We start from the raw sequence: 24,074 nt of genomic DNA on the forward strand, positions 1-24,074 counted from the left end.
AAAAAAATACAGTTTTATTGCTTTAAAAGTAATGGTGACTTTTTCGTTGTTTCGAATGCGAATAAGTCATTTGAAGGCGAGCTAGAATGGACAGCTAAAACAACCATTAACTTTCAAGGTACAGGTGTTTCTTGGGAGTTACACAAGTAATATAACTTTACAGTGGTTTTAAAGCACTATTCACATACATGGCGGTGTTTAGCGGTACGTTTTATATTCTGTCTGTTTAATATACCAATATCACATCTCAGTTATTACACCCATTAGGTAGCTAAAACCACTGTAGTCGTTAAGCAATAAATCTATAAAAAATAACCTCAATAGCCTTTCTATGAATCAAACATAGGAAGGCTTAAAGTGCATCATAACCATCAACGTTCTAAACAAAATAAAAACTTAAAACTAACTACTAAAAAAACATTCAGGGGAATGCCTATACTTACAAGCCATGGTGCGCTGTGTATTCCATACTTAGATAAAATCTATAATACGATTGAAATAGCTTTAGATAACTCCCCTAGGTTAATGGCTATACGTGTAGACCTAAGGTTTCCTAAGTTAAAAGCGCATCAAGAGTGGGGTAATGTCATTCAGCTGTTTATCCGCTCGTTACAGTCGCAAATCGATTGCACTACCCGAAGAAAGCAAAGGCTTAGGGAAATGGTTCATCCATGTAAAGTTCGCTATGTATGGGTAAAAGAGCGTTCTACATCGATAGCAGATCATTATCACTTGCTGCTACTTTTGAATAAGGACCGATTTAATTGGATAGGTTCAACCAAAAATAAAAGTAATAACTTGAGTTCATTAATAGTTGAGGCGTGGGCCCGTGTGGTGGGTATTGATTACAACGAAGCTATTGGTCTAGTGTTTTTCTCTAAAGATAAGGAAACGAAAAGTGTTGTTATCCATCGACTTGATAGTAGTTCAAATAGCTTTGATGATGACTTTGAAGAATTGTTTAAACACGTGAGCTATTTGGCAAAAGAAAAAACAAAACACTATGGCGAAGGTAGTCGTTGTTTTGGCGCCAGTATTCGATAAGCACAATAGGGGCCATGAGGCCCCTTACTTATCGTTTAGTTAAATCCCATGCTCGCCACTGACTCGCTTTAATATACTCACGCGCATCACGTTTGAGTTGGACTAAAGTAAAGGTATTGGTATGTATACTCCCTGTAATGCAGTAGCTACAAAACTGATGACAGTTTTTACTTAATACAGAATAAGCTTGTTGAGTACCAAGCAGTGCTTCAGCATCGTTAGCAATATCATCAAATCCAACAGAGGTTCCATTAGCATCACAACTTATATAAATGGTTATGGCACTGGTTCCTGCTAAAAACTGGCACACGGAAACAGTTTCAATTAATCCCTTGGCATTTTTATGGATAATTTTATTGTTGCCTAAGTAAATGCCTGAATGCTCAGCAACACCAAAGGCTAAGTCACAGTACACAATGCTCCCTCTAACAGGACCATCGGTTTTCCAAAATAGGTTATGCGCTAAGCTTTTCGATAAGCTGCCTACAACAAAGCTCCCTATTGCGTGATATGGATTCATGTTATTTACTCTCAAATGTGATGATAACGAAACTCAAAAGGGCTCTGAGCTTAATGTTTATAAGGGATTAGCGGTCCCGCCCCCTGAGTAAATGATTAGGTTTAAAGTTCAAGAGAAACGAAGTCCTTATCAACCTCATCTTGAGTGATACCGATATAGCGAAGCGTCACGCCTTCTGAAGTATGGCGAAGCATTTTCATGACACGGCCTATATCTTTTGTGGATTGATAAAGAAAGTAACCTCGGGTCTTTCTCATCGAATGAGTACCTAAAGCGATATTTAGCTCTTGCCCTACTTGTTGAAACGCCATGGACACAGCGCGTCGCGAGATTGGCTGGGGTGGTTTGTTTTTCAGCTGTTGGCATCGGTGGGATTGAAACAAGTAGATGTGGTCAGGATGTTGCTCTCTCAATCTAACAATGTGCTGCTGCGCTTTGGTATTGAGTTGAATGTTGGCGAGCTTTCCGGTTTTACTCTCACGAATAATGACTCGGTCGCCATGAATGTCTTCAAAGCGAATCGACAACAAATCAGAAATCCTCAGTGCTAGGTTTAATCCGATATGCCATACATCGGCCATTTGTGGATGACAACGAATACTCAATAAGTGACCAACCATACGTATGGTGTCATCGTCTTTAATTGCTTGGACTTCAGCCATAGTCTGCTTCCTTTTTTGTCTGTAGAAGGGTGTTTTGGGAAGCACAGAGCAGACGATATTAAAGAACCCTTATACAGCAAGGGATGGAAGCTTCCCGTTTTAACAATATGGGAAGCAGCCTCGTTTTAGCTCTGTGCTGGTGGTTGTGTTGAATATTTGTAATATGAAGTGGAGCGGGACGGTTAGTGGATAGGGTTGCTACGAGTGATGATTAACTGTACTCAACCTGAACTTGGTCGTAGGCGTTCATGTCTACATAAGCTAGAAAGTTACACTCCCACATCTCATATAGCTCGGTTGTTTCTTGCAGGTACATACCAAGCCATCCGCTGAAACGAGCGAAAGCGACGTTGTTAGCAAAATCAAAAGCCAAGTCAGGAACGAGCTCTGGTGTACCGGTTCCCACATAAACAAGGTCAGTGATTTCAATAAGAGCGATATGGCTATCTTTGATATCTACCGTAATAGAGACAGGGTGAAAGCCGCCGTCTTTCGGGTGGTAATTGGTATCTTGAAAACAGATGGTCATTTTTCCTCGGTAATTAACATCATCAATAGAGCGTTTGATTAGGTCTTTCAGTTGATGTGAAGGCTTAGCTCGCTTGCACGCGAACATAGCCAGATTGGCAGCTTGATTCATAGGGACCTCTTTGAAGTAAGTTAGGATTAACGAACGGATGTGATGTTGATTGAGATAGCAGGTTGCGTGGTGAGAGTGTGAGTGATGGCTTTAAGCCAGCTAGCAAGTAAGGCTTGTACTTCTGGCCGCTGTAAGTTGCACTGCTTAATCTCTGGGTGGTAGAACCAACACCCTGCGAAGTTGAAATACAGCGATAACTCTTTTTGTTGCTTACCAGCAACCATCACATCAAAGGTGGCAATAAAGCGAAGTTGCCAAGGTGTTTTGCTTGATGTTCGCTCTAATTGAATTTCGATTGGTTGAAAGCGACTATTGATATCTTTAGAGCGTATGTTTAACGCTACCCGCTCGACTGTATTCGGGATGACGTTTTCAGACATAAGTGCTTCAAGAAAACAATGCATGGGACTAACGAGTTCATCATTTACCCCTGAAATAACAAACTTATTCATACCCACCCCTTTTCTGCAAATGACACACAAGCCTCACCCACAACGATGTGGTCCAACACTCGGATATCCACCAGCTTGAGAGCATCTACTAAACGCTGTGTAATGCGTCTATCTGCTTGAGAGGGCTCAGAAATACCTGAAGGATGGTTATGAGCAAAAACGACGGCAGCAGCGTTATGGTTTAGTGCTGCTTTGAGTACCTCGCGTGGGTAAATAGAGGCAGCATCGATAGTGCCAAAGAACAACTCTTCAAAACTGATCAATTGATGTTGATTATCAAGAAACATCACGGCGAACACTTCGCGGTCATGAGCCCCTAACTTGAGCTTTAAATATTCCTTAACATTAGTTGGGTTAGTGAACGTGCCTTCTCGCTTGTATTTCGCAGCCAGTGCGTCGGCTGCACGCTCTAGCAGTTCATTTAACTCTGAAGTTTTGAATGGGTAATCGTGTTGGTTGTTGGCGTTACGCATAAGAGCTCCTTGGATTATCTGTTTGGTTATGCGTACTGATGAAATATATCTGAGAGCGTTTTGAATCAGGGTGTGAAGGAGAGTATTTCCAGAGACAGGTAAAAAATAACTCTCTTGCCGTTGTTATGTAGCAATCGCAATAGAGCGACGAATGAACAATCAACACAATCAGCTGGTGCAAAGGATGTATCGGCTTTTTAGTCTCTGGAGAGTATAAAAATGAAAAAAGAAATTTATGTAGAAGCAGCCATCGTAGAGAAGCGAAGAGGACGACTCTCTGCTGGGGTAGGGCAGGTTGTATTCGATGACTATGAAAGAATAGCGGGTGAAGACTGGTTGTTCCTTGATAGCATCGTAGACCGTAATTACGCAGAGTTATCAGCACTTGCTTTTGGGCTAGAGCGTGCTTGTGATGGCGATGTTATTTATTCAAGCAGTGACTATTGCGTTGATGGCTTTAATGAGTGGCTTGATGGTTGGAAACGTCGAAATTGGCGTAAAGCAAATAAAAAGCCGATAGCTCATCAAGACCTTTGGGAGCTAGTGGATAAACGAAGGGCAGACAAGCAAGTTGAGGTGAGGAAAGTCGCTGCTTGCTCCGCAGGAAAAGATGCTGCTTATAGATACGCTCTTGCAGCGGCGAATCGTCAATTGTAATAAGAATGAATCACTTGCTGGTACTGCCAGCAAGTGATTCTGTTTAGTGCGCCGAGCATGGCGTTGATCTAGGAGGTGAAAGTCCTCTACGGGCTCAGTCGAGCGGGAACCGTTAGCCTATGCAAGGGTGTTCATCGTGAGGTGAAATCTGAAGGAAGCAAATGGCAAAACGTGGTGATGACGAACAGAAACCTGATAGTAGGCTATGTCGACTTGGGTAACCTAGCTATAGATAGAATAGCCCAACGACTCGACGGGAAGTGCGACGTAGTAAATCAGGCATGACCACGGGAAAGAGCAACGTCTTACCTCGGGAGATCTTACCGCTTGTCTTCGAAAGACTCAGATCCCAGTGATGAGATCCTAAGAGCAGTAAGAAGTCAGCAGAAGGCATAGTACCTTGAGGAAGTACAACTTAAGGGAAGGCCTGAACTGAATATATCAAGAAGCAGTCACTAGACACTCAATCATGTGGAGTCACAGCAAGATGAAATTTATCTCTCCGTTCCAACAGGCGATACCGCAAGTAAAGCGTGAGGACACGAAGAGTGACAAGCATGGTCGGCGTAGACAGGAGGACGAGTCTTGGTGAATCCAACTCAGTTGATGGAGCAAATCTGCTCACCAACGAACTTGAATCAAGCCCTTAGGCGAGTGAAGAAGAATAAAGGTTGTGCGGGAGTCGACCGGCTCGATATCACCGCGACAATCGAAAAGCTTCGCCACTCCTCGAATGGGTTAGGGCTTCGCCAGAGTCTTCTGGATGAAAGCTATCAACCCCAACCCGTTCTTGGTGTAGAAATCCCGAAAGCGAGTGGAGGAACGAGGCAATTGGGCATCCCAACGGTTCTGGACAGGATAGTGCAACAAGCTATCACTTCAGTACTAACGGAAATCTATGAGCCGAAGTTCTCTGACAGCAGTTACGGGTTTAGGCCGAACCGTAGTGCTCATCATGCCTTATCGGCGGCGAGCCGCTACATAAGAGAAGGACGAGGTTATGTGGTGGATATAGACCTAGCCAAGTACTTCGATACCGTTAATCACGACAGACTGATGTACAGGTTGTCTCAGGATATAGCGGATAAACGAGTGTTGAGGTTAATCAGGTCATATCTCCAGGCAGGACTAATGCGAAACGGTTTAGTGGAGCGCAGACAAAAAGGCACCCCACAGGGGGGGCCTCTGTCTCCTCTGCTATCCAATATCGTGTTAGATGAGCTTGATAAAGAGTTAGATCGTAGAGGGCACAAGTTCTGCCGATATGCAGATGACTGTCAAATCTACGTGAGTAGCGAGGAGGCAGCGGCACGAGTCAAAGACTCGATAACGGAGTTCTTAGAGCAAAAGCTAAAGCTGACGGTAAACCGTGAGAAAAGCGCCGCGACAAGAGTGAAGGAACGCAGCTACCTGAGCCACCGCTTTGAGACAGACGGAAGAATCCGTTTATCAAAGGCAGCACAAACTCAGATGAAGAAGCGCGTGCGCCAGATAACAAAGCGAAACCGAGGAGTAGAGTTAGATATCGTAATACGAGAATTAACGCAATACTTACGAGGTTGGCAACACTACTTCAAACTGGCTCTGCGGAAAGGGATGATGTCGGACTTAGACAGCTGGATAAGGCGGCGTCTGAGAAGCTATCGTCTGAAGCAACGCAAACGGAAATACAGCATAGCGATGTGGCTACGCCAACGAGGTGTGTCAGAGAGTAATGCTTGGAAGTTGGCGATGTCAGATAAAGGTTGGTGGCATCTGGCCCGAACCCCGCAATCAAATCATGCCATGCCGAACGAATGGTTCAAAGAGTTGGGTCTGTACTCGCTATTAGAGGGGTACGAGTCACTAAAAGTATATTCGGAACCGCCGTATGCGACCCACGCTTGTACGGTGGTGTGAGAGGACGGAGGCCGTGAGGCCTCCTCCTACTCGATTGTGCTGTTCTAAATATGTGTTGTTAGTCGTCCCTTCGGAGTAGGCGATCAGGGGAAAGTAAAAAATAACGCAGCGGCCTTTGTTATGAGTTGAACTACATAACAAGGTTTCAAAATGAAATTTCTTAAACTACAACAAGTCATGGACAAAACAACACTTTGCCGTAGCAGCATTTACAACCTAATCAAAGCGGGTGATTTCCCTAAGAACGTGACAGTAATGGGTAAGCGTAAAGCTTGGCTGGAAAGTGAGGTAGAAGATTGGATGGTGAGTAAAATCGAGATCTCAGAACTTTAAATTTACTATAAAGCCAACGCTAAAGATGGATTGACCATCAGTTCGTCATACACAAAGAGTTGTGCCACAAGTCTACAACCCTCCATTATTATTTTCAGAGTGAAGACTTACCTGAGAGCTACCTTCTTGATGCTCATCTTTATTCTCTTTAAGGTTGGTCCGGCTCTCGTTATTTTGTTTTGTTCTAATACCATTCAATTCAAGGGCCGCTGCAAAAGCATGCTTATCAGGCATACTAATATGGTTTTCATTTTCTAATGGCCTATCTCTTTCAGATAAATGAGCAACTGATAACAGTTGATCGTTTTTTTGCTGGTCTTTAGTATTGAAAGTATCTACTAGGGCGTGTCTTCAATTGGATAAGCCCTAAATAATAGTTACAATACCGCATCACAGGGGCGCCTTGGTGTGACATACCTGAAGAATTATGTTCGTGGAAAACAGCCTATAGTCGTTTCAACCGCTGGTCGAAAACTGGCTTATGGGCGGATTTTTTTTTGGCTTACGAAAAGAAGTTGATACGGAATGGGTATTCACAGACGGAAGCTATGTTCGCTGTCATCAGCATGCAAGTGGAGCTCGGCGTGGTGAAGAGCGAGCAATTGGACAAAGCCGTGGCGGAGCAACTACAAAGATACACCTATCCTGTGATGCCGATGGATATCCGCTCCATTTTAAAATCACTGGGGGTGACGTCCACGACAGTCAAATTGCAGGTGAATTGATTGAGATGATTGGACAGGCAGATTACTTTATCGCTGATAAAGGCTATGACTCAGAGTGTATCAGAGACAAAGCTCGCAGCCATAATATGATACCTGTCGTTCCTAAAAGGAAGAATGCCAAACAGCCTAATCCAGAGTTTGATAGCTATTTGTACAAGCTGCGTCATCTTGTTGAAAATATGTTTGCAAGGCTTAAACACTTTCGTAGTATCGCCACTCGCTATGAGAAGTTAGCGCGTAATTTTAAGTCAATGCTTTATCTGGCGTGTACTATCGTTCATTGTAAGATGAATTGAAGACACGCCCTAGAGATTTATTTAACAAAAAACACCCAACCAAGTTGAGTGTTTTTTTATTCATCTCTTTCAGTTACATCAAAGCTTAAAGCGTACTGATAATCTCATTCAGCTTGTGATTAAACGTCTCGTCCGTGACGACACCAGCTTCTTGATACCCAGCAACTTTTTTAATCTAATGATGACTTTCAAAAAAATTTGAGAAAAACAATCATTACATAGTTTGGGGATTGGGAATTAATCCATCTTTTACCATGTTGTCTAAATGCTCAATGATTTCATTATCTGTACGCAAACTCATTTCATTGAATCCAGCCTGACGAGCTTTCGTCACATCAAATATCCCATCGGTTTCGACATGAAAAAGGAAGTCACCAAAACTGCCTTGAGCAATACGATTAATATCAGGCTCTCGCAAGTCATATCGAGTTGCAATATTCTTCCATTCGGAATCTGATGCCTGATTCAAACGTTGCTGAAGATTAATTGGCTGTGGCTCGCCGACATCCAGTCCGAACCATTCCGCCACTTTTGGCCAGAGATACTTCCAGCGACATACATCACCGTTGGTAACGTTATAAGCACCATCCTTTTCGTTGTCGGCCGCCCACACGACCGCCTCACCCAATAAACTCGCAGTCGTAAAGTTGATCAATACACTATAAGCCGCTGCAGAACCCGGAAATTGCATAGCAACGCCAAAGTGTTTACACAACGTACCATAGAGACCAATCAAGTTCCCCATATTCATAGCAGAACCAAGCGAATGACCAATCATGATATCCGGTCGCAAAGCGGTCCACCTGATACCTTTACTCTCTAACGTGCGAGCATAGTCTTCGTGTTCAAAATATAGGTTTGGTGGATAATGACGGCTATCATCCTCTCGAGCTGGCGTTTTATACACACCAAGATGAGCACCATAAACCTTGCCCCCTTGCAGAAATATCACCCGCTTCAAATCCGCCCCAGCGGCTATCACACTTTCGATGATATTCTTAAACATCAAGCTATTTTCTTCCGCTTCTGTCTTTGCATCATCGGAGGGTTTGATTGCTGCATAAAAAATATGAGTCACATGGGCCAGACTGTCTGAATGCTTCTGTAGTGAAGCTCTATCAAGTAAATCAGCAGATAAATGTGCTGTCTCATGGGGAGGCTCAATCGCTCTTGAAAGAGTTGTTACCTTCCACTCAGCATCTTGTAATGCGACAATAGCCCCGTTTCCGGTCACACCTGAACCACCTACGACAAGCATATGAGGTTGCATTATATCTCCTTAGGTAACGTCAACTTTTTTGATAGAAACCAGCCACTAGCAGTGGCTGGTATCAAAAATTAATTGTCTTACAGGTTAGGCGATACGACCACCGCCGTCAACATTGACCACGGTGCCATTAATAAAGCCATTTTCAAGAATAGCCAATGCTGCGTGAGAGAGGTCTTTCGTTTGACCAACTCGTCCAACAGGAAGCGATTGAGCGACATCATTAAAGAGAGCAGCTTTATCTTCATCATTGAGCATATCCCAAGTTGCGCTATCGACGACTCCGGGAGAAATAACATTAAAACGTTTTGGTTTCATTTCAATGGCTAAATTAGCCACAAGGCTTTCTAATGCGATGTTTACAACACCAACAATAGACGAGCCTACTCCTTGTCGATAAGCGGCAAGGCCTGAATAAAATAACACAGATCCTGAATTTGTCAGGTGCTTATCAGCGCTACGCGCTAAGTTGATCGGACCGTAAAGCTTGCTGGCAACCATACTTTGAATCTCCATATCCGACAACTCTAAAAATGGCTTAAACACCAGATCAGCAGCGGTCGATACAATATGATCGTATGGCGCCTGCTCTGCAAGTGCTACATCAACTTGCTTCGCATCACTAATATCTAGCGCATAAGTACCTAATACACTGTCACCCAGTTCTGCTGCAACCTTATCCAACTTATCTTGCTTTCGCCCAGCTAAGGCCACTTTGGCGCCACGAGCGACCGCCATCGTTGCAAGCGACGCCCCCATTCCTGAGCCTGCACCAACAATAAAAATTTTTCTGCCTTTCAGTGAGCCTTGACCATCATTGCTCTGTATCAGTGGTGTTGTCATTTTATTCTGCCTAAATTGTTAATTGGTCTTTATGATACAATATTTAAATCAACTAATAATTAACTATATAAAGAATAGTTTATTCAGGAATATTGAATAATGGACAGACTTGACTTAATGCAGATATATGTGGATATTCACGATATCGGCTCCATGGCTGGAGTAGCCAGACAAAGGAACATCGCTCCCTCAGCAGTCACGCAAGCATTACAAAAATTAGAGCAGTACGTAGGCGTAACACTGATTATGCGTACTACTCGGCGCATGTACTTTACACCGGAGGGAGAGCAGTTTCTGCATCACTGCCGCTCCATACTCGGAAAAATAAAAGAAGCGCTTGATCATGTTAATCAAAATGGACCACTACAAGGAACCATTCGTTTTACAGCAACCAATGATTTTGGTCGTACTCGATTACCATTGATCATTGATGAATTTCTAGAGTTACACCCACAAATAAAAGTGGATCTTCATCTATCGGATGGTGTCGTGGATCTGATCGGTGAACGCTTTGATTTCGCCATTCGAACCGGACCTCTGGTCGATTCAGAGTTCAAAGCACGCCGATTAATGAGTCAAAAGCGCTACGTATGTGCAGCCCCGATTTATTGGGCAAACAACGGGAAGCCCACGCATCCTAGAGAGCTCTTACAGCATAACTGTCTGGTTTTAGCTCGTCCCAACGCTTCGCAATCGGAATGGCACTTTATCGAACAAGGAAAATCATTTGCAGTTAAAATATCCGGCAACAGATTGGCCAATGATGGAGGTGTACTACGCCAATGGGCTATTAATGGTGCAGGTGTGGTTGTAAAAGGTGAATTCGACATTGAGGAAGACCTTAAAGCAGGACGTTTAGAGTGTGTGCTTACTTCTTTTACACATCAGCTGATCAATCTCTATGCGGTCTACCCCGGACATCGCCCATCGCCAAACCGAGTACTGGCGATGATAGATTTTATCGTTGACAGGCTAAAAGTGTAGTGGTCAACTAATTTAGGACAGCTGATAAGTGAGCTATGCTGAAAGAAGGGTATGGTCAACTTCAGGCAGTAGGATAATGATAAATACAAATTTGCAAAAGGCTATTGAATGCCTACGCATATCAGATCTGTATGTTAGAAACTTAGAATCAAAATGTAATGAAGGTTTTGATCCTAAACATTCTGATATGGAAGATTTAATTATTCAAACAAAGCATATGGTAACAAAATCTGAAATTCTTCAGAGTGATGAGGAAGAAAAACTATTCAGGGTTTGTGTTGAAGTAGGAGTTAGGTGGGCTAGAGAAGCTAAAGATACTAGTAATCCACTACTATTCATTGAAGCAGAGTTTGTAGCTGAATATAGTGTTACGGATGATTTACCTGAAGAATGCTTTAACGAATTCGCGTTAAAGAATGTTAGTTATCATGTATGGCCGTATTGGAGAGAACTATTAACGTCTCAATGCGATAGAATGAGGATGCCTCGCCTCCTTCTTCCTATGACACAAGTAGCGCATAATTCCGGTCATGGTGAAAAGATAAATAATTAATTGTTTATCGTTACAATTGAATTAATGTTATTCGCTAGTTCTATTAATGCTTCTCTCCGCTCTTCCAAATAATCATACTGATCATAGATACCTTCAACACCCTTTAACTTGTGATTTAAGCACCTCTCGGCCACATGGCCGGGGGTGCCTTGTTTTGCCAGTAGCGTACGGCAAGTGCGGCGCAGGTCATGTACCGTAAAGTGCGGCATGTCGCCCATCAAGTTAGGCGGTTGTTTCTTCTTACCGGCTTCATGACCAAATAGCTTAGTAATCGCTCTGTTAAGCGTGTCGGGGCCCATATGAGGGCTCTTGCTGGCTCGTCGGCTAGGTAACACGTACTCAGAACCAAAACCTCTTACCTTTAATTCCTCAAGCCACTCCAACACTTCTGGTGCTAATGAAATAGTAAAACCCACATTGGTTTTACTACGCTCCTTTGGTAAGTGCCATAAGCCATTCTCTAGCTCAAATTCTTCCCATTTAGCTTCACACAATTCAGATTTACGCACACCTAAACAAACCAATAATGCACAAGCTAGGTAGTTATCGCGGCTAAAGTTAGTGCTGTTCTCTCTAGCGATACTAAAGAACTGTTTCAATTCATCTTCAGTCAAGAAACGATCTTTACTTTGTTCTATGCCGCCAGCATCCCTCACAGTAAATGCAGAGGCCGGATTACCTTGAAGAAGATCTAGCTTCATCCCGTGATTAAATAACTGTTTACAGTGACCTAGAGCATCATTGGCTATAGTCGGACGACCAGAGTCATTAATCGCAGTGATTGTTGTGCGAATATCACGTGCGGTAATCTTATCGAGATGAATGTCTCCTATGTGTGGTGCTATATCTTTAGTGTAAACACGTTTGGGGATATTAGGGTGTTTAAGGCGCTTAACTAAGGTGGGGTACCAATCTTCGAATAAGTCATTAACGGTTTTAATGCTTTCCTGCTCGGCACGTTTGCGTTGTATGAGGGGATCAAAGCCTTCTCTCACTTGTTTCATTTTAGTGGCGGCTTCGAGGCGAGCGTTAGATAAGGAAAGGTCATTGACCTTACCAAGCGTCATTTCACGGCGCTTTTTATTAGAGGTAAAGCGTAGCATCCAGCTTGCAGTACCTGACGCTGGAACCACTAGGTATAAGCCTTCACCATCAGCATGGCGTTGTGTTCTCTCGCCACCAGCCTTAATGAGCGCTTCTACTTTCTTTACGGACAACTTAGCCATAACTCACCTCTAATCGTACCTGATCTTGGTGAATACTTTCTTACCCACCACCTATCTTGATGGTAAGTCTATCATACCCACCACATTAACCACCAGTTAGTGGTGGTTAATAGTGTATTAAAGAATACAGTGGTAGAAAGTGTTTTTATCTAAGTTGTTGTATTTTAATGATATAAATACAGTTAAATACAAGTGTAACTATTATTCAATATTCTGTACCTGCTCGCGCATTTGTTCAATCAAAACTTTACATTCAACCGCTGCTGCAGTGATGTCTGTGTTGATTGCTTTTGAACCTAGCGTATTGGCTTCACGGTTAAACTCTTGCATCATGAAGTCTAAACGACGGCCTACTGCACCGCCCTTCTTGAGAACATTACGCGCTTCTGATATGTGAGAATCTAAACGGTCTAGTTCTTCTGCTACGTCTGATTTTTGTGCTAATAATACGAGCTCTTGTTCAACACGAGTGCTGTCCAAATCGACTTTAGCATCTTCGAATTTTTTCAGAATACGCGCTTTTTGCCATGCATGTACTGCTGGCATAAATTCACGTACTTTAGCGGCTTGTTCGCTAATACCCACTAAGCGTTGGTCAATAAACACGGCTAAGTTAGCGCCCTCTGCAGCACGAGACTCAACAAATTCATTTAAAGTCGTTTGGAAACCAGCCATTAATTCAGCACTTACTGCATCAACATCTTGCTCTGGTGCTTGCATAACACCAGGCCATTTTAGAATATCAACAGGGTTAACTTGTCCTGAACCCATTTGATCAACAACCCATTGTGCATTTTGCATCAATTGCATTGCTAACTCTTGGTTCATACTTAATGAAGTACTACTCGTTGAATTTGCTTCAAAACGTAAGCTACATTCAATTTTCCCACGCTCTAGACGTTGTCGAAATGTTTCTTTTAATTTTGTTTCTAAACCACGAAATTGTTCAGGTAAACGAAAATATGTTTCAAGATAACGCTGGTTCACTGAGCGAATTTCCCAAACTGCAGTACCCCAATCACCTTTTAATTGTTTGCGTGCAAACGCCGTCATGCTGTAAATCATATTTTCCCCTTTAAATTTGAATCGAGAGTATAACTGACTACGCACTAAACATGCTACGATGTGAGTCAATTTGGAGTCTTTTTTAATGCAACAAAAAATAATTTGTCACTTGATCGCAGGTTTTTTAGGATCTGGAAAAACACATTTAATTCAACAGTTAGTTAGTTACAAGCCGGTTAATGAGCGCTGGGTTATTTTAGTTAATGAGGTAGGGCAACAAGATTATCCAATGGAGCAGCTAAAGGCACACCATGTTGCGGTGAAAACCGTGCTCGGTGGTTGTTTATGCTGTACTGCAGGTATGCCTTTTCGGGTCGCTTTAAACGACATGATTAAACAACATAGACCTGATCGTATTTTTATCGAGCCCGCTGGAGCAGGTCATTTAGATAATATTAAAACATTATTACAAGGGCAGTTTTACCAACCTATTATTCGTATTGCTGCTACGCAATGCTTATTAAATAACAAGCATTTAAACGACCCAAGTTTTGCTGAGCATGAAAATTACTTGCAACTTATCGAGCAGGCTGATGCTTTGTTAGTTTACGCAGGGGAGGCCGTTATTAAGGCGAAAGAGGTGTCTAAACGCTATACCAAGCCATTAACTGTTTTACAGGGTAATAGGCAAGATGCTCATCTGTTAATAGACTCTTATTAGTACTTGGATGATAGCCTCATACTAACAGGCCCTTTTAAATTAAGGGCCCTGTGTAGATGTTGAAGTCGATTAATTAGCGATCAAACGACCTAATTCTTGACCATCTTCAATCATGCCTTGAAACTCTTCAACTAAACCATCTTTATTCAGTTGTATTGCCGCGACTAAAGGTTCAGGAAAGCGACCAACGATCATTTCTGGCGATAAGTTTGCACCCCATGCAAAACCCGCAAATACCGATAAGCGGATTAGAATAGCACCTTCTGACGGGTGTTCGAAAGATAATGGATCTAATTGCTGTTCAATGGCATCACAAAACACTGTTGAGAAGTCCCAATGTTTTGCTAACTCAGCACCCACTTGGGTGTAATCAAAACCAAATATTTCACGCTGTACAGCCAAACGAGGGTCACCAGACTCAACAGCTAGTGCCACCAAGGCACATTCATCAGGTTTTAAAATTTGCAATAATAGTTCACCGATATTATGCATCATTGCGCATGTAAAGGCGGTTTCACTATTTACTTTAGTATGTTTAGCCAACGCTTTTGCAATACTGGCAGTAGTGAAGGTATCAGTCCAAAATTTGTTTTTATCAAACCCTGGAATATCAGGAAAAGTATTAGATAAAGTCGCAGCGACAACAATACTTCTAACTTGATTAAGTCCTAAACGAATAACCGCTTGCTCAATTGATTCTACCTCTTTACCACGACGATAAGCTACAGAGTTAGCCATTCGAATGACTTTTGCACTGATTGATTGATCCATTGCTACTTTTTTAGCAATGTCTTCTACTCTTGCTTCTTGATCAGAAAAACTTTCCATTAACTCAAGTAATAAAACGGGTAAAACAGGTAATTTTTTTGCTTCATTAAAAAGTTGTTTAATTTCGAGCATAAACCACCCTTATATATTGATTGTTAGACTACCAAACATAGTTTGGATTGTTATAAAATCAAATCCTAACAGCTTGTTTCTTAAATTACTTCAAAAGTAATAGTTTTTGAATATTTAGTTTCACATGCTGAGCATCAACAATAGCGACTGCGCACAACTCAAATACCGAGCTCATAATATGAATGATTTTTATTTAATAACAAAAGTTACAAAAAAGTTACTTATTAACCAGTCTATTATAATCAAAAAGACCATATTCAATAGGATCTTGCTGTAAATATAATTGGTGTAATCGGTCACTCACAGACCAGAATGCAGGATTACTTCTACGCACGCCATAACGGGTCATTAACGCTTGAAATTTTTGAATAGTATTAGCTTGAATGAATGCGCTAACAAAATGGCTTTTATCACGTGCTGATACTTTAAAAATTAAACCAGGATAAGTGCCAAGAAAGCCTTTTATTAACTCAGCCGTATCCTGCAAAGGTAATCGATTTGCTCTTTCATTCAATAAGCTAGAAACATTTTTATGTTCATTGTGACGTAATAATGTATACACCCTATCTCCCTGCTCTTGATCCTCGATAAGCACAAAGGAAACTTGAGGCAGTGCTAATACCACTTCATTATCCAATATGCTCAATCGTTTTAATTCAATATCGTCTTCTGAGATCCTATATTGTTGATTTTTTTTCTGTAGCATCGGAGCTTCATACACATATTGCTTAAGACGAGTTAATAACTCTTCTTTTGGAAATTGTGTTTCAAAATCGATACCTGAAGGGCGATTGTAAAATAAGTTTTTATCTTCTAAATAATCACTCAACTCCTTAGTCGAACCTAAATACCAGCTTGCTAAGGTCGACTTTCTAAATTCAGTAGGAATAAAAGAGATAAAGTTTGTTTCGGATTCAATGCGTAAAAAGTCCATGTACAATCGAGTGGTCAATTGATGGCCAACATTGCCATAAACGTCAAAACCAGCCACTAATAAATAGTGAATACGCTCTAAAATAGGGTAATCAATTATCCAAGCTGTTTTAGGCTGTTTGCCAACCGCGCCTTTTAACACCGTTGCACTGTCGATATGCCTAAAAATAGTCAATGCTGCGTTCTCATCACCTGACCAAATATCATCTAATGTCAGGCCTTTTTCGTGGTCCATATTTTGGTGAATATAGTTACTCTTGGCTTTAAAATACGCAGTATTCCCTTCTGCATAAGATAACCATTCTGTCAGTGACAAATTGGTACTACTTGATTCAGCAGGTAACCTTAAATTCTTAGCTTGTTCGTATACAAAGTCATCTATTCGTGGGTTTTCATTTATGTTTGGGTTAACAAAGAACACCCAGAATTTATCATTAATCACATTTACCGCAACTTGACCACGACAAACAGGACCTTTTATAAACCCGCTAATCGTGAAATGAGCCTCTTTAAGCATAAACTCATAACGCGCGCTAACAGGGATATCTTTAAATACTAAAAATGGATTAAAGTTTTGATAGTCAGGTAAAGTTTTCACTGTAAATTTCGCGCTATAGAATAATTTATCCCATTTTTTTTCTAGTTTTTCATTAAAAACATAGGGTAAATTAGTTTTAGCTAATGTGGTTGCTCTATCCAGTACCAAGCGATAATAAACACGTTCAACTTTTGGGTCGTCATAGGGGCGTCGTGTGGGAATGATTTTTACCGGTTCACCAGAAGGCGTATATGAACGGATCAATTTAAAGAAACGTGGCGGGCTTTGTGCACTGATCGGTTGTGCATCAAAATAAACATGTGCTAAAAAGAGATGTTCGTAAATATAACGCGCGACTAACTGTTCTTTCAACGAGTTACCATTTAACTTTCTCTCCCAATGCTCAACTAACGCAAGATGCTGTGCTGACAGCGGTAATGGGGCTGACATTGGAGCACCTCGCCCAATCCACTGTTCCAGCGTTTTAAATTCATCATTACTTAGATTAGGTAAACCATAGGGCATGCCTGCTAATGGAAAGTCTTCTTTATAGTCCTCTACTTGATTAATATCAGGACACTGGTCTTGACGATTTAATCCGTAATTAAATTCTGCGGGTAAAATACCTTGAGGCTGTGGATGTTGCTCTTTTTGTAATAGCAATTTGTACATAACACTACCTTGCAAGTTGGCAAGTAGTGTTTGATCTCGTTCATTTAATACGGAACTAAAGCCTTGTTTTCTCCATTCATCTGTCTCATGGGCGTCTACAAATAAACGCGAAGGCTGGGCGCCCAATAGGCGTTCGCCATTGTACACCTTATGCTTACTGGTTCCACGATCAATACCTTCAGGCGATGACAACTTTAATTGGCAAGGTGCATCATAACAACCATGACAAACAACACATCGACTTTCAAGAATAGGCATTACCTGTTCACGATATTGCTGAGCTAAAGTATCCTCAACGGGTAACTGTCTTGGTCTTGTTTTATCGCTACCGTAATCTTTTTCGAGTTGATCCGACGCATCGGAACAAGCACTCACAAGAACGCTAGTTAGTAGGATAATTAATACTTTAAAAGTCATGAATACGTTCTCTAAAATTGTTAGTATGTGTCATTAATTGATCAAAACTGATGTTAGCAATTATCCGATCGACTAGACAGATCGGTAGAGTATCAATGCTAAATAACCTCAGTTTCGGATAAGCAGAGTAGTATAACACAGCGATTTCCGCGAATATCTAGGTTAAACCATCTACCAATAGCTAGAGACAGGATACAAAGAATGAAATTTAGCCCATGCACCAGCGACTGCACTACTGACGAAGACAAATGCTACGGATGTGGCAGAAGCCGCGATGAAATACGTGAAACACAAGCGCTCACAAAATTATTAGTCGAGCATTTAGTCAAATACGACTATGACGATCCTGAAAATTTTTTAGAGAATATTAAAAATAAAGTAATCAAACGCTCTACAAAAATCAAAGAAGAAAATAATGGTTAAAAAGCATAAACATCAGGTCTCACCAGAAACCCAAGATGAAGCGCTTGCGATGGCAAAGAAAGTACAGAAGCCAGGACAAACTAAAGAGCAAACTAAATTAATTGCTTTAGGGATCCAAAAAGGCATCGCTGAATATAAAAAGCTTGCCAAAAGTAAGCAACGTGAAGCAGATAAAGCTAAAAAGAAAAAAGCCTCCAACAATGAGACAGAGTCTGATCTCGATAGCAATGATGATAGGCCTGCGACCTACTGGTTGCCTTGGGGTTTATTAGCACTAAGTTGGGTTGGGTTTATTGGTTATCATTTTTTAACACTATAAATGTAGTAAAGGAAGAATCATGGTTAAAGTAATTGTAAACGGCGCAAAAGGTCGTATGGGTGGTGAAGCAGTTAAAGCCGTTAATAATGACAGCGAATTAGAATTAGTTGCAGCGTGTGACTTTGGTGATGACTTAGCTGCATTGATTAAACAAACAGGCGCGCAGGTTGTTGTTGATTTAACAGCTGCTTCTGCAGGGTTTAATAATACCCAAACGATTCTTAATGCGGGTGCTTGTCCGGTTATTGGTACCAGTGGTTTCCTTGAGCATCAAGTAGAAGAGTTGCAAGCACTTGCAAAAGAAAAGCAATTGGGTGGATTGATTGCACCTAATTTTTCACTAGGTGCGGTCTTAATGATGAAGTTTGCCGTACAAGCTGCTAAATACTTACCTGATGTAGAAGTCATTGAAGCACATAGTCCACAAAAAGAAGAAAGCCCATCTGGCACAGGTATTCGTACTGCAGAATTAATTGCAGCTGCGCGCACCAAAGCAGCTACACCTTGCAGCGATAAAGAATTACTTGAAGGCGCACGTGGCGCTGAATTAAATGGTGTTAAATTACATTCAATTCGGTTACCGGGTGTGGTTGCACAACAAACTGTCTTTTTTGGCGGATTAAGCGAAACATTAAAAATTGAACATAATTCTCAGCATCGTGAATCTTTTATGCCAGGTATTTGTTTAGCCTGTAAAGAAGTCGTTAAACGTTCTGAGTTGGTTTATGGCTTAGAATATTTAATGGACTAAAGACACTAGATGATACCGTCTGACTTAGGCTACTCGAATGTGGCTTAGCTGAAGTAAGTGAGATAAGCCATATAAATAATAACAAAATGCCCTTTAAACTACTTGTTTAAAGGGCATTTTTTATTGCTAGATCCACTTTAAGTCAACATAACATTTCTAATGTTGAAATACCGATAACGTTTGATCAACGCGTTTTGCGGTTGCTAATAACTCATCACTCTTGCTCATTAGACGATCACTCGCAAGTTCGTTCTGACGAGCAATATTCATTATCTCAGTCGCATTGTTAGCAACTAAGTCACTTTCCTGTGACTGATGGATAGTTAGGTCAGCTAATGAACGCAAGCTTTGCTTAGACTGTTCAGCTTCTTGCTGCATGTTTTCTAAAGGTACGATAATACTTTCAATTAATAACACACCTTTTTCAATCCGCGATTCACTCTCAGTAATTTCAGTTTCTACTTGATTCGTTTGTTTCTTCATGGTGCTGATCACTTCATCAATATTCATCGTCACTTCAGCAGTTCGGCTAGCGAGTACGCGCACTTCGTCAGCCACAACCGAGAAACCTCGACCAAATTCTCCTGCACGTGCAGCTTCAATAGAAGCATTTAACGCCAGCAAGTTAGTTTGGTCGGCAATTTCTCGAATATGATTAATCGCATTAGAAACTTGAAGTGAACTCTCACTAAGTCGGGCGACTGAAGCGGTAGATTGCGAAATAGAAACGGCAATATCTTTAATAGAGTGGCTAGCCTCAGTGACCGATTTCACTCCTTGCTCAGAAAGTTGCTGCGTTTTCTCAGCTTGTGATTCGATGTGTTTCACATCTTCTGAGGTTTGTTTAATACCTACGGATAAAGAAACAATACTGTCATTGATGTGACCTGAACGCTGACATTGCTCAGTCAGTGCACTTTTCATATCGGCAGCTTGTAATAAAATATCGTTAGCATTGTCATGCACCAATTTTGCATCACTATCAACATCAGAGATCATCGATTTGAGCTGATTTTGCATATGCGACATACTTGATAATAAATGACCAAATTCATTGTTATCTCCCTGCGGGATCGACTTTGAAAGGTCTCCGGCAGCAATACTGGCAATAGCGGTTACCGATTGATTTAAAGGTAAGGTAACGCTACTGATAATTTTGTAAGTCATCAACACTCCAACCAATAATGCTGCACCACCTAATAGCAACATAATAAATAGCGCATTCTCAGTCATTGTTAAGATGCTCTCTTGGCGGTCATTCATCGATTTTTGTTGTTTTTGTTTAAACGATGACATTGCTGATAATAAGGCATTAAGCGCATCACGTGTTGAGCCCGCCATCATCGAACGAGCTTGCTCTGGGTCGCCAAACTCAATTTCATCTACCGTGGCAAAAAACTGATGGTGGTACTCTTTTCTCAGATCCATAATGGTACTGAGCGAGGTTTTATCCGTTTCTGAAATTAATAATGCTTCAATTTTTTGTATTACTTCATCTATCTGCTTATTTTTTCTATCGATATCTTTGTATACTTTGGTTCGCAGAGACTGTTCTTCTAATATAAACAGCAGTAATAAGCTCCCTGCAACACTTTCAGCCTGAATATTAACTTCTCCTGCTAACTCGGCACGCAACACATCACCTTCAACAATGTTGCGAACTTGAGAAGCTGTATGATCAAAACGAACACCAGAAAAGACTAGCATGCCGAGCATAAAAATAAGAATCATTGAGTGGCTTAATATCAGTCGATATTTAATAGGCATGTTCATTCCTTAAAAAGATAAAAATTATTTCCAACTATCAGGATAGTCTATTTAAATCAAAATGCTGAAAATTAATCATTAGCTGATCAATATCTACTCAGGTTTTATATTAATGAATATTCAGGCTTGATATGGCTTTATGGCGGCCATATAGAAAATAGATAAATACGAGAGGAATGGACAAGTAATACAGCGTTTGCAATTGATTTACAGCGTTATCTTCAAGAGGAACAAATAATGCAATTAAGCTGAAAAACAAGATCAACATAAATTGCGAGTAATAACTTTTACAAATGATGTAATAAGTGGGTTGATGTTGACGAGCAATATCATAAAAGCGCTTATTAAACGCAAGTCGGAAAAAGTTACTCAAAAAGGCCACTAATAATAAGCCTATATACAACATTACATTATTTATATCTTGGCTTAGCTCCGCTCTAATAAACCAAGAACAGGCATATCCAATAACGGCAAAGCTATAGATTAGCTGAGTATTTACACGATCAATCTGTTTTTTTATAAAGAAAAAAATCAGTGCTAATAACAAACTCAGTGCCACAATAATTAAACCTAACCGCATTACATTAGCTTGCGTCAGCAAATAAATCGTTAACACCCAAAAATAACTTTCTAAAAATAGAAATAAACCATCAACGACAAAAATAAGTGCCGATTTATTCGTGTCTTTGAATTGAATTATTTGTTTTAACGTAAATGCGGGGACTTGCTTTAAGGAATATAACTGACGGTTACTTTGTAGACTTTTATTAACCCAATAAAAACCTATTAATGATAAGACAAAAGATAGGGTTAGCAAACCAGCAAAATATGCCATGCCAAGCAAATAACTGCCCACTAACACGCCAATTTTTAATGCAAAAACGACAAGTATTTGAAAGTTACCAAACGTATTGCCTGTATTTTTATCTTCCGTAATAGCTTGAAATAAAAGACGCTGAGTGGACCAATAAAAGCAGCCCGCCATGCCATTAATGAATGCACCCAACGTCACCAGTAAGTTTTGTTGATCCCACACTAGTAGCGCAACAAAGCACCCCTGAAAAATAAACGAGCAGCTTATTAGCTTACGCCACTGGTGCTTTGCACGTAATCTATCCCAGTAATATAATGCGCATAAAAACCCCACCGAGGTCAGCGCCACAAAATACGCAATATCACTAATGGTTAAGCCTTTATCCCATAAAATAACAGGAATGAATAAAGGCAATAACCCTAATAAAAAGGAATGAAAACCAGTAAATAGATAAAATGTTCGTGCTAAAGACGACATTTAAAAGGTATCAGACTGTTTAATCTCTAGCGCATCTAATTGAGAGAATTGTTCACTTAAGTCTTCGGCCTTACCATACCGAGGATAAGCATGCATTTTTAAATAAGGGCGCGAATTGACTTCAAGGAAAATACACTTCTGTTGGCGGTAATCGTATTCAATTCCCTTTTCTAAAATCACATCAATACCTAAAATATTGGCATCAAATAAAGTCAGAACTTGTTTAAATAATTGATTATTAGCTTCAGGTAGTAACTGTTTATTAATCACTTCCACCACACCGCCCGGTGCTAATGAGATGCGATAAAATAAAGTAACACGTTGCTCTGCAGCAGGCACAGACTCAAAGTTTAAACCTTGTTTCGCTAAAAAACCTTTAGTTTGCACACTTTCTTTTAGCGGGTAAATAACCGGGTATAGCTGCATTTGTTCACGAATTGCATTTTCTTTTTGCATTAATTCACGAATAGTCGACGTACCGTCGCCTTTGACTGCAGGAGCGTAGCGTTGTAATACAGAGACTATTTCGCCGTTAGCGACAACAACACGATAGTTACTGCCTTCAAGGTATTGCTCAACAACCGTAAATGGCCACCAAAGTTTAGCTAAAAAAATAGCTTTCCATAATTCTTTGTAATCGCGAATGGGAAAATGACTACCTCGAGAAAAGCCACTCACATTAGGTTTAATCACAAGCGGAAAGCCATATTGCTTAGCGAAACGTATTGCCGCAAAAGGGTTTAAAAAGATCAAACCTTGCGCATGAGGGATGTTACCTTGCTTAAATTTATCACGCGCTTGCTCTTTACTACGGCAGCCTCTTCGTACTTCTAAGCTATTATAATTACTGCAACCACCCATGAATTTTTTGCTGATCCATGCATATATTATTTTTTTAAGGTTCATTAAGAAAGCTCTTTTTTTGTACTTGATTTCAATAATCGAGCACATTGTAATTTTTGAAAGAAAACCGATTTTATAGCTTGAGAAGCTGGAATGTCTTTAGTCACTAAAGCCAATTGCTTCATGCTTGAAAATACAAATTTTAACTGCGCCTTAAAACTCAGCTCATCCGTTAATAAGATGAGCGGCATAGGCACATAAACATTAATTTCAACAATAGAAAATTGCCCATCAAGTAATGCTTCTATCGAGTCAGCTCTAGCGCAATAACGTGCAATTCTAAAAGGCCCTATTGCAGCAAACATCGATTCTATTTTTTGTACTTGATGTGTATTTAATAACGGCATACAAGATTTATAAAAAGTATCCTTATTATAAATACCATTAACAGGCATCTCATCACCACTGTTATTGCAGGTTTCAGTGACCGAAATAATAGCAGCTGAATGATTGGTTTTAGCGCCAGGGATATAAAATATCTCAAACTCGCGCTTACCTTTTGCCGCTGCTTGTATTAAGTAACGAGGACCATTTTCTGTACGCTGCTCACGGTGTTCTTTCAAGGCTTGCTGATTATCAACACGACAAACGCCCTGTGAGTTCTGCCCCCATTCCGGTTTAAGGAATACGGGGTATTGCTCTGGTTGTTTATTGCCTTGTTCCGCACCTTGATCAACAAACTGTGTGAGTCGCCATTTTTCAGGTATCAACAGGTCCATATCTAATTTAGAAAAGAGATGGCGATGCTCATTAAAATAATTAGCATTGAGTTGAAAGTACTTCCACGGCGCGATCAAAAATCGACAGCACCATAAAATATAAGAAAGTACCAGCAGTATACGTATTAACAATGTGGTCCC

Annotated in this window: 25 protein-coding genes and 1 pseudogene; 11 read left to right on the forward strand and 15 right to left on the reverse strand. The window is 40.7% G+C overall.

Annotation, left to right across the window (positions count from 1 at the left end; translation table 11 throughout):
* Nucleotides 1-357: 357 nt before the first annotated feature.
* A complete protein-coding gene (locus tag MT391_RS14805; protein ID WP_016786709.1) occupies nucleotides 358-1,044 on the forward strand; it encodes an inovirus Gp2 family protein in 687 nt (228 codons plus the stop codon).
* A gap of 28 nt (nucleotides 1,045-1,072) precedes the next feature.
* On the opposite strand, the gene MT391_RS14810 is transcribed toward MT391_RS14805, so the two are convergent.
* The 5 genes from MT391_RS14810 to radC form a co-directional block, all read right to left on the reverse strand.
* Nucleotides 1,073-1,564: a lecithin retinol acyltransferase family protein gene (locus MT391_RS14810; RefSeq protein WP_028868134.1), complete on the reverse strand. Its 492-nt coding sequence runs from the start codon at nucleotides 1,562-1,564 to the stop codon at nucleotides 1,073-1,075.
* Between the two features lie 101 nt (nucleotides 1,565-1,665).
* Nucleotides 1,666-2,226, reverse strand: a complete 561-nt coding sequence (locus tag MT391_RS14815) for a tyrosine-type recombinase/integrase (RefSeq protein WP_028868135.1) — start codon at nucleotides 2,224-2,226, stop codon at nucleotides 1,666-1,668.
* Nucleotides 2,227-2,437: 211 nt separating this feature from the next.
* Nucleotides 2,438-2,866, reverse strand: coding sequence for a DUF2787 family protein (locus MT391_RS14820; protein WP_028868136.1), 429 nt, complete (start codon nucleotides 2,864-2,866; stop codon nucleotides 2,438-2,440).
* Between the two features lie 26 nt (nucleotides 2,867-2,892).
* Nucleotides 2,893-3,318 (reverse strand): DUF2787 family protein, encoded by a 426-nt coding sequence (locus MT391_RS14825; protein WP_028868137.1) that lies wholly within the window; start codon nucleotides 3,316-3,318, stop codon nucleotides 2,893-2,895.
* Nucleotides 3,315-3,791 carry a RadC family protein gene (gene radC / locus MT391_RS14830; RefSeq protein ID WP_028868138.1) on the reverse strand — a complete coding sequence of 159 codons (477 nt, stop codon included), beginning with the start codon at nucleotides 3,789-3,791 and terminating at the stop codon, nucleotides 3,315-3,317. The genes MT391_RS14825 and radC overlap by 4 nt, the downstream gene beginning before the upstream one ends.
* 219 nt (nucleotides 3,792-4,010) lie before the next feature.
* On the opposite strand from radC, the gene MT391_RS14835 reads away from it, so the two are divergent.
* From MT391_RS14835 to MT391_RS14850, 4 genes and pseudogenes are all read left to right on the forward strand, one after another.
* Complete coding sequence (locus MT391_RS14835) at nucleotides 4,011-4,448, forward strand: RNase H family protein (protein WP_028868139.1); 438 nt, start codon at nucleotides 4,011-4,013, stop codon at nucleotides 4,446-4,448.
* A 606-nt stretch (nucleotides 4,449-5,054) separates the two neighbouring features.
* Entirely contained in the window at nucleotides 5,055-6,347 is a 1,293-nt protein-coding gene (gene ltrA / locus MT391_RS14840; RefSeq protein ID WP_028868141.1) for a group II intron reverse transcriptase/maturase, read from the forward strand.
* A 150-nt stretch (nucleotides 6,348-6,497) separates the two neighbouring features.
* Nucleotides 6,498-6,680 carry an AlpA family phage regulatory protein gene (locus MT391_RS14845; RefSeq protein WP_028868142.1) on the forward strand — a complete coding sequence of 61 codons (183 nt, stop codon included), beginning with the start codon at nucleotides 6,498-6,500 and terminating at the stop codon, nucleotides 6,678-6,680.
* A gap of 392 nt (nucleotides 6,681-7,072) precedes the next feature.
* A pseudogene (locus MT391_RS14850) lies at nucleotides 7,073-7,701 on the forward strand (IS5 family transposase); the annotation flags it as partial.
* Between the two features lie 214 nt (nucleotides 7,702-7,915).
* Here the strand turns inward: MT391_RS14850 and MT391_RS14855 are convergent.
* Entirely contained in the window at nucleotides 7,916-8,971 is a 1,056-nt protein-coding gene (locus tag MT391_RS14855) for an SDR family oxidoreductase (RefSeq protein ID WP_211235636.1), read from the reverse strand.
* A gap of 84 nt (nucleotides 8,972-9,055) precedes the next feature.
* The gene (locus MT391_RS14860; protein ID WP_025651574.1) at nucleotides 9,056-9,811 is read right to left on the reverse strand and encodes an SDR family oxidoreductase; all 756 of its coding nucleotides are present in this window, start codon (nucleotides 9,809-9,811) and stop codon (nucleotides 9,056-9,058) included.
* A gap of 99 nt (nucleotides 9,812-9,910) precedes the next feature.
* Here MT391_RS14860 and MT391_RS14865 point away from each other — a divergent pair, with 99 nt between their 5' ends.
* Complete coding sequence (locus tag MT391_RS14865) at nucleotides 9,911-10,795, forward strand: LysR family transcriptional regulator (RefSeq protein ID WP_037071204.1); 885 nt, start codon at nucleotides 9,911-9,913, stop codon at nucleotides 10,793-10,795.
* A 76-nt stretch (nucleotides 10,796-10,871) separates the two neighbouring features.
* Entirely contained in the window at nucleotides 10,872-11,348 is a 477-nt protein-coding gene (locus MT391_RS14870) for a hypothetical protein (RefSeq protein ID WP_028868147.1), read from the forward strand.
* Here the strand turns inward: MT391_RS14870 and MT391_RS14875 are convergent.
* The gene (locus MT391_RS14875; RefSeq protein WP_028868148.1) at nucleotides 11,345-12,574 is read right to left on the reverse strand and encodes a tyrosine-type recombinase/integrase; all 1,230 of its coding nucleotides are present in this window, start codon (nucleotides 12,572-12,574) and stop codon (nucleotides 11,345-11,347) included. The two genes, MT391_RS14870 and MT391_RS14875, sit on opposite strands and share 4 nt — an antisense overlap.
* Nucleotides 12,575-12,775: 201 nt before the next feature.
* Nucleotides 12,776-13,639, reverse strand: coding sequence for a YicC/YloC family endoribonuclease (locus MT391_RS14880; protein WP_028868149.1), 864 nt, complete (start codon nucleotides 13,637-13,639; stop codon nucleotides 12,776-12,778).
* Nucleotides 13,640-13,724: 85 nt separating this feature from the next.
* Here MT391_RS14880 and MT391_RS14885 point away from each other — a divergent pair, with 85 nt between their 5' ends.
* The gene (locus MT391_RS14885; RefSeq protein WP_037071205.1) at nucleotides 13,725-14,300 is read left to right on the forward strand and encodes a GTP-binding protein; all 576 of its coding nucleotides are present in this window, start codon (nucleotides 13,725-13,727) and stop codon (nucleotides 14,298-14,300) included.
* Between the two features lie 69 nt (nucleotides 14,301-14,369).
* Here MT391_RS14885 and MT391_RS14890 read toward each other — a convergent pair whose 3' ends face one another.
* Together MT391_RS14890 and MT391_RS14895 are read right to left on the reverse strand one after the other, a co-directional pair.
* Complete coding sequence (locus MT391_RS14890; protein ID WP_028868150.1) at nucleotides 14,370-15,200, reverse strand: HDOD domain-containing protein; 831 nt, start codon at nucleotides 15,198-15,200, stop codon at nucleotides 14,370-14,372.
* A 217-nt stretch (nucleotides 15,201-15,417) separates the two neighbouring features.
* Entirely contained in the window at nucleotides 15,418-17,760 is a 2,343-nt protein-coding gene (locus tag MT391_RS14895; protein WP_499498783.1) for a fatty acid cis/trans isomerase, read from the reverse strand.
* Nucleotides 17,761-17,961: 201 nt separating this feature from the next.
* Between MT391_RS14895 and MT391_RS14900 the strand changes: the two genes are divergently transcribed.
* Genes MT391_RS14900 through dapB form a run of 3 tightly spaced genes read left to right on the forward strand, consistent with a single transcriptional unit; the run spans nucleotide 17,962 to nucleotide 19,253 of the window.
* Nucleotides 17,962-18,183, forward strand: a complete 222-nt coding sequence (locus MT391_RS14900) for a DUF1289 domain-containing protein (RefSeq protein ID WP_499498785.1) — start codon at nucleotides 17,962-17,964, stop codon at nucleotides 18,181-18,183.
* The gene (locus MT391_RS14905) at nucleotides 18,176-18,502 is read left to right on the forward strand and encodes a DUF2956 domain-containing protein (protein ID WP_182690450.1); all 327 of its coding nucleotides are present in this window, start codon (nucleotides 18,176-18,178) and stop codon (nucleotides 18,500-18,502) included. Before MT391_RS14900 ends, MT391_RS14905 begins: the two co-directional genes overlap by 8 nt.
* Nucleotides 18,503-18,521: 19 nt before the next feature.
* On the forward strand, nucleotides 18,522-19,253 hold the full coding sequence (gene dapB / locus MT391_RS14910) for a 4-hydroxy-tetrahydrodipicolinate reductase (RefSeq protein WP_028868154.1): 732 nt from the start codon (nucleotides 18,522-18,524) through the stop codon (nucleotides 19,251-19,253).
* Between the two features lie 156 nt (nucleotides 19,254-19,409).
* Here dapB and MT391_RS14915 read toward each other — a convergent pair whose 3' ends face one another.
* The 4 genes from MT391_RS14915 to MT391_RS14930 all read right to left on the reverse strand — a co-directional run bounded on the left by MT391_RS14915 (nucleotide 19,410) and on the right by MT391_RS14930 (nucleotide 24,065).
* The gene (locus MT391_RS14915; protein WP_028868155.1) at nucleotides 19,410-21,020 is read right to left on the reverse strand and encodes a methyl-accepting chemotaxis protein; all 1,611 of its coding nucleotides are present in this window, start codon (nucleotides 21,018-21,020) and stop codon (nucleotides 19,410-19,412) included.
* A 109-nt stretch (nucleotides 21,021-21,129) separates the two neighbouring features.
* Nucleotides 21,130-22,311: an MFS transporter gene (locus tag MT391_RS14920; protein WP_051369059.1), complete on the reverse strand. Its 1,182-nt coding sequence runs from the start codon at nucleotides 22,309-22,311 to the stop codon at nucleotides 21,130-21,132.
* The gene (locus MT391_RS14925) at nucleotides 22,312-23,217 is read right to left on the reverse strand and encodes a cyanophycin synthetase (protein WP_037071207.1); all 906 of its coding nucleotides are present in this window, start codon (nucleotides 23,215-23,217) and stop codon (nucleotides 22,312-22,314) included.
* Complete coding sequence (locus MT391_RS14930) at nucleotides 23,217-24,065, reverse strand: hypothetical protein (RefSeq protein ID WP_028868157.1); 849 nt, start codon at nucleotides 24,063-24,065, stop codon at nucleotides 23,217-23,219. The genes MT391_RS14925 and MT391_RS14930 overlap by 1 nt, the downstream gene beginning before the upstream one ends.
* Nucleotides 24,066-24,074 lie beyond the last annotated feature (9 nt).

This window comes from Vibrio sp. 1-Bac 57 (genome assembly GCF_037546855.1).
In the GTDB taxonomy this organism is placed as follows: Bacteria; Pseudomonadota; Gammaproteobacteria; order Enterobacterales; family Psychromonadaceae; genus Psychromonas.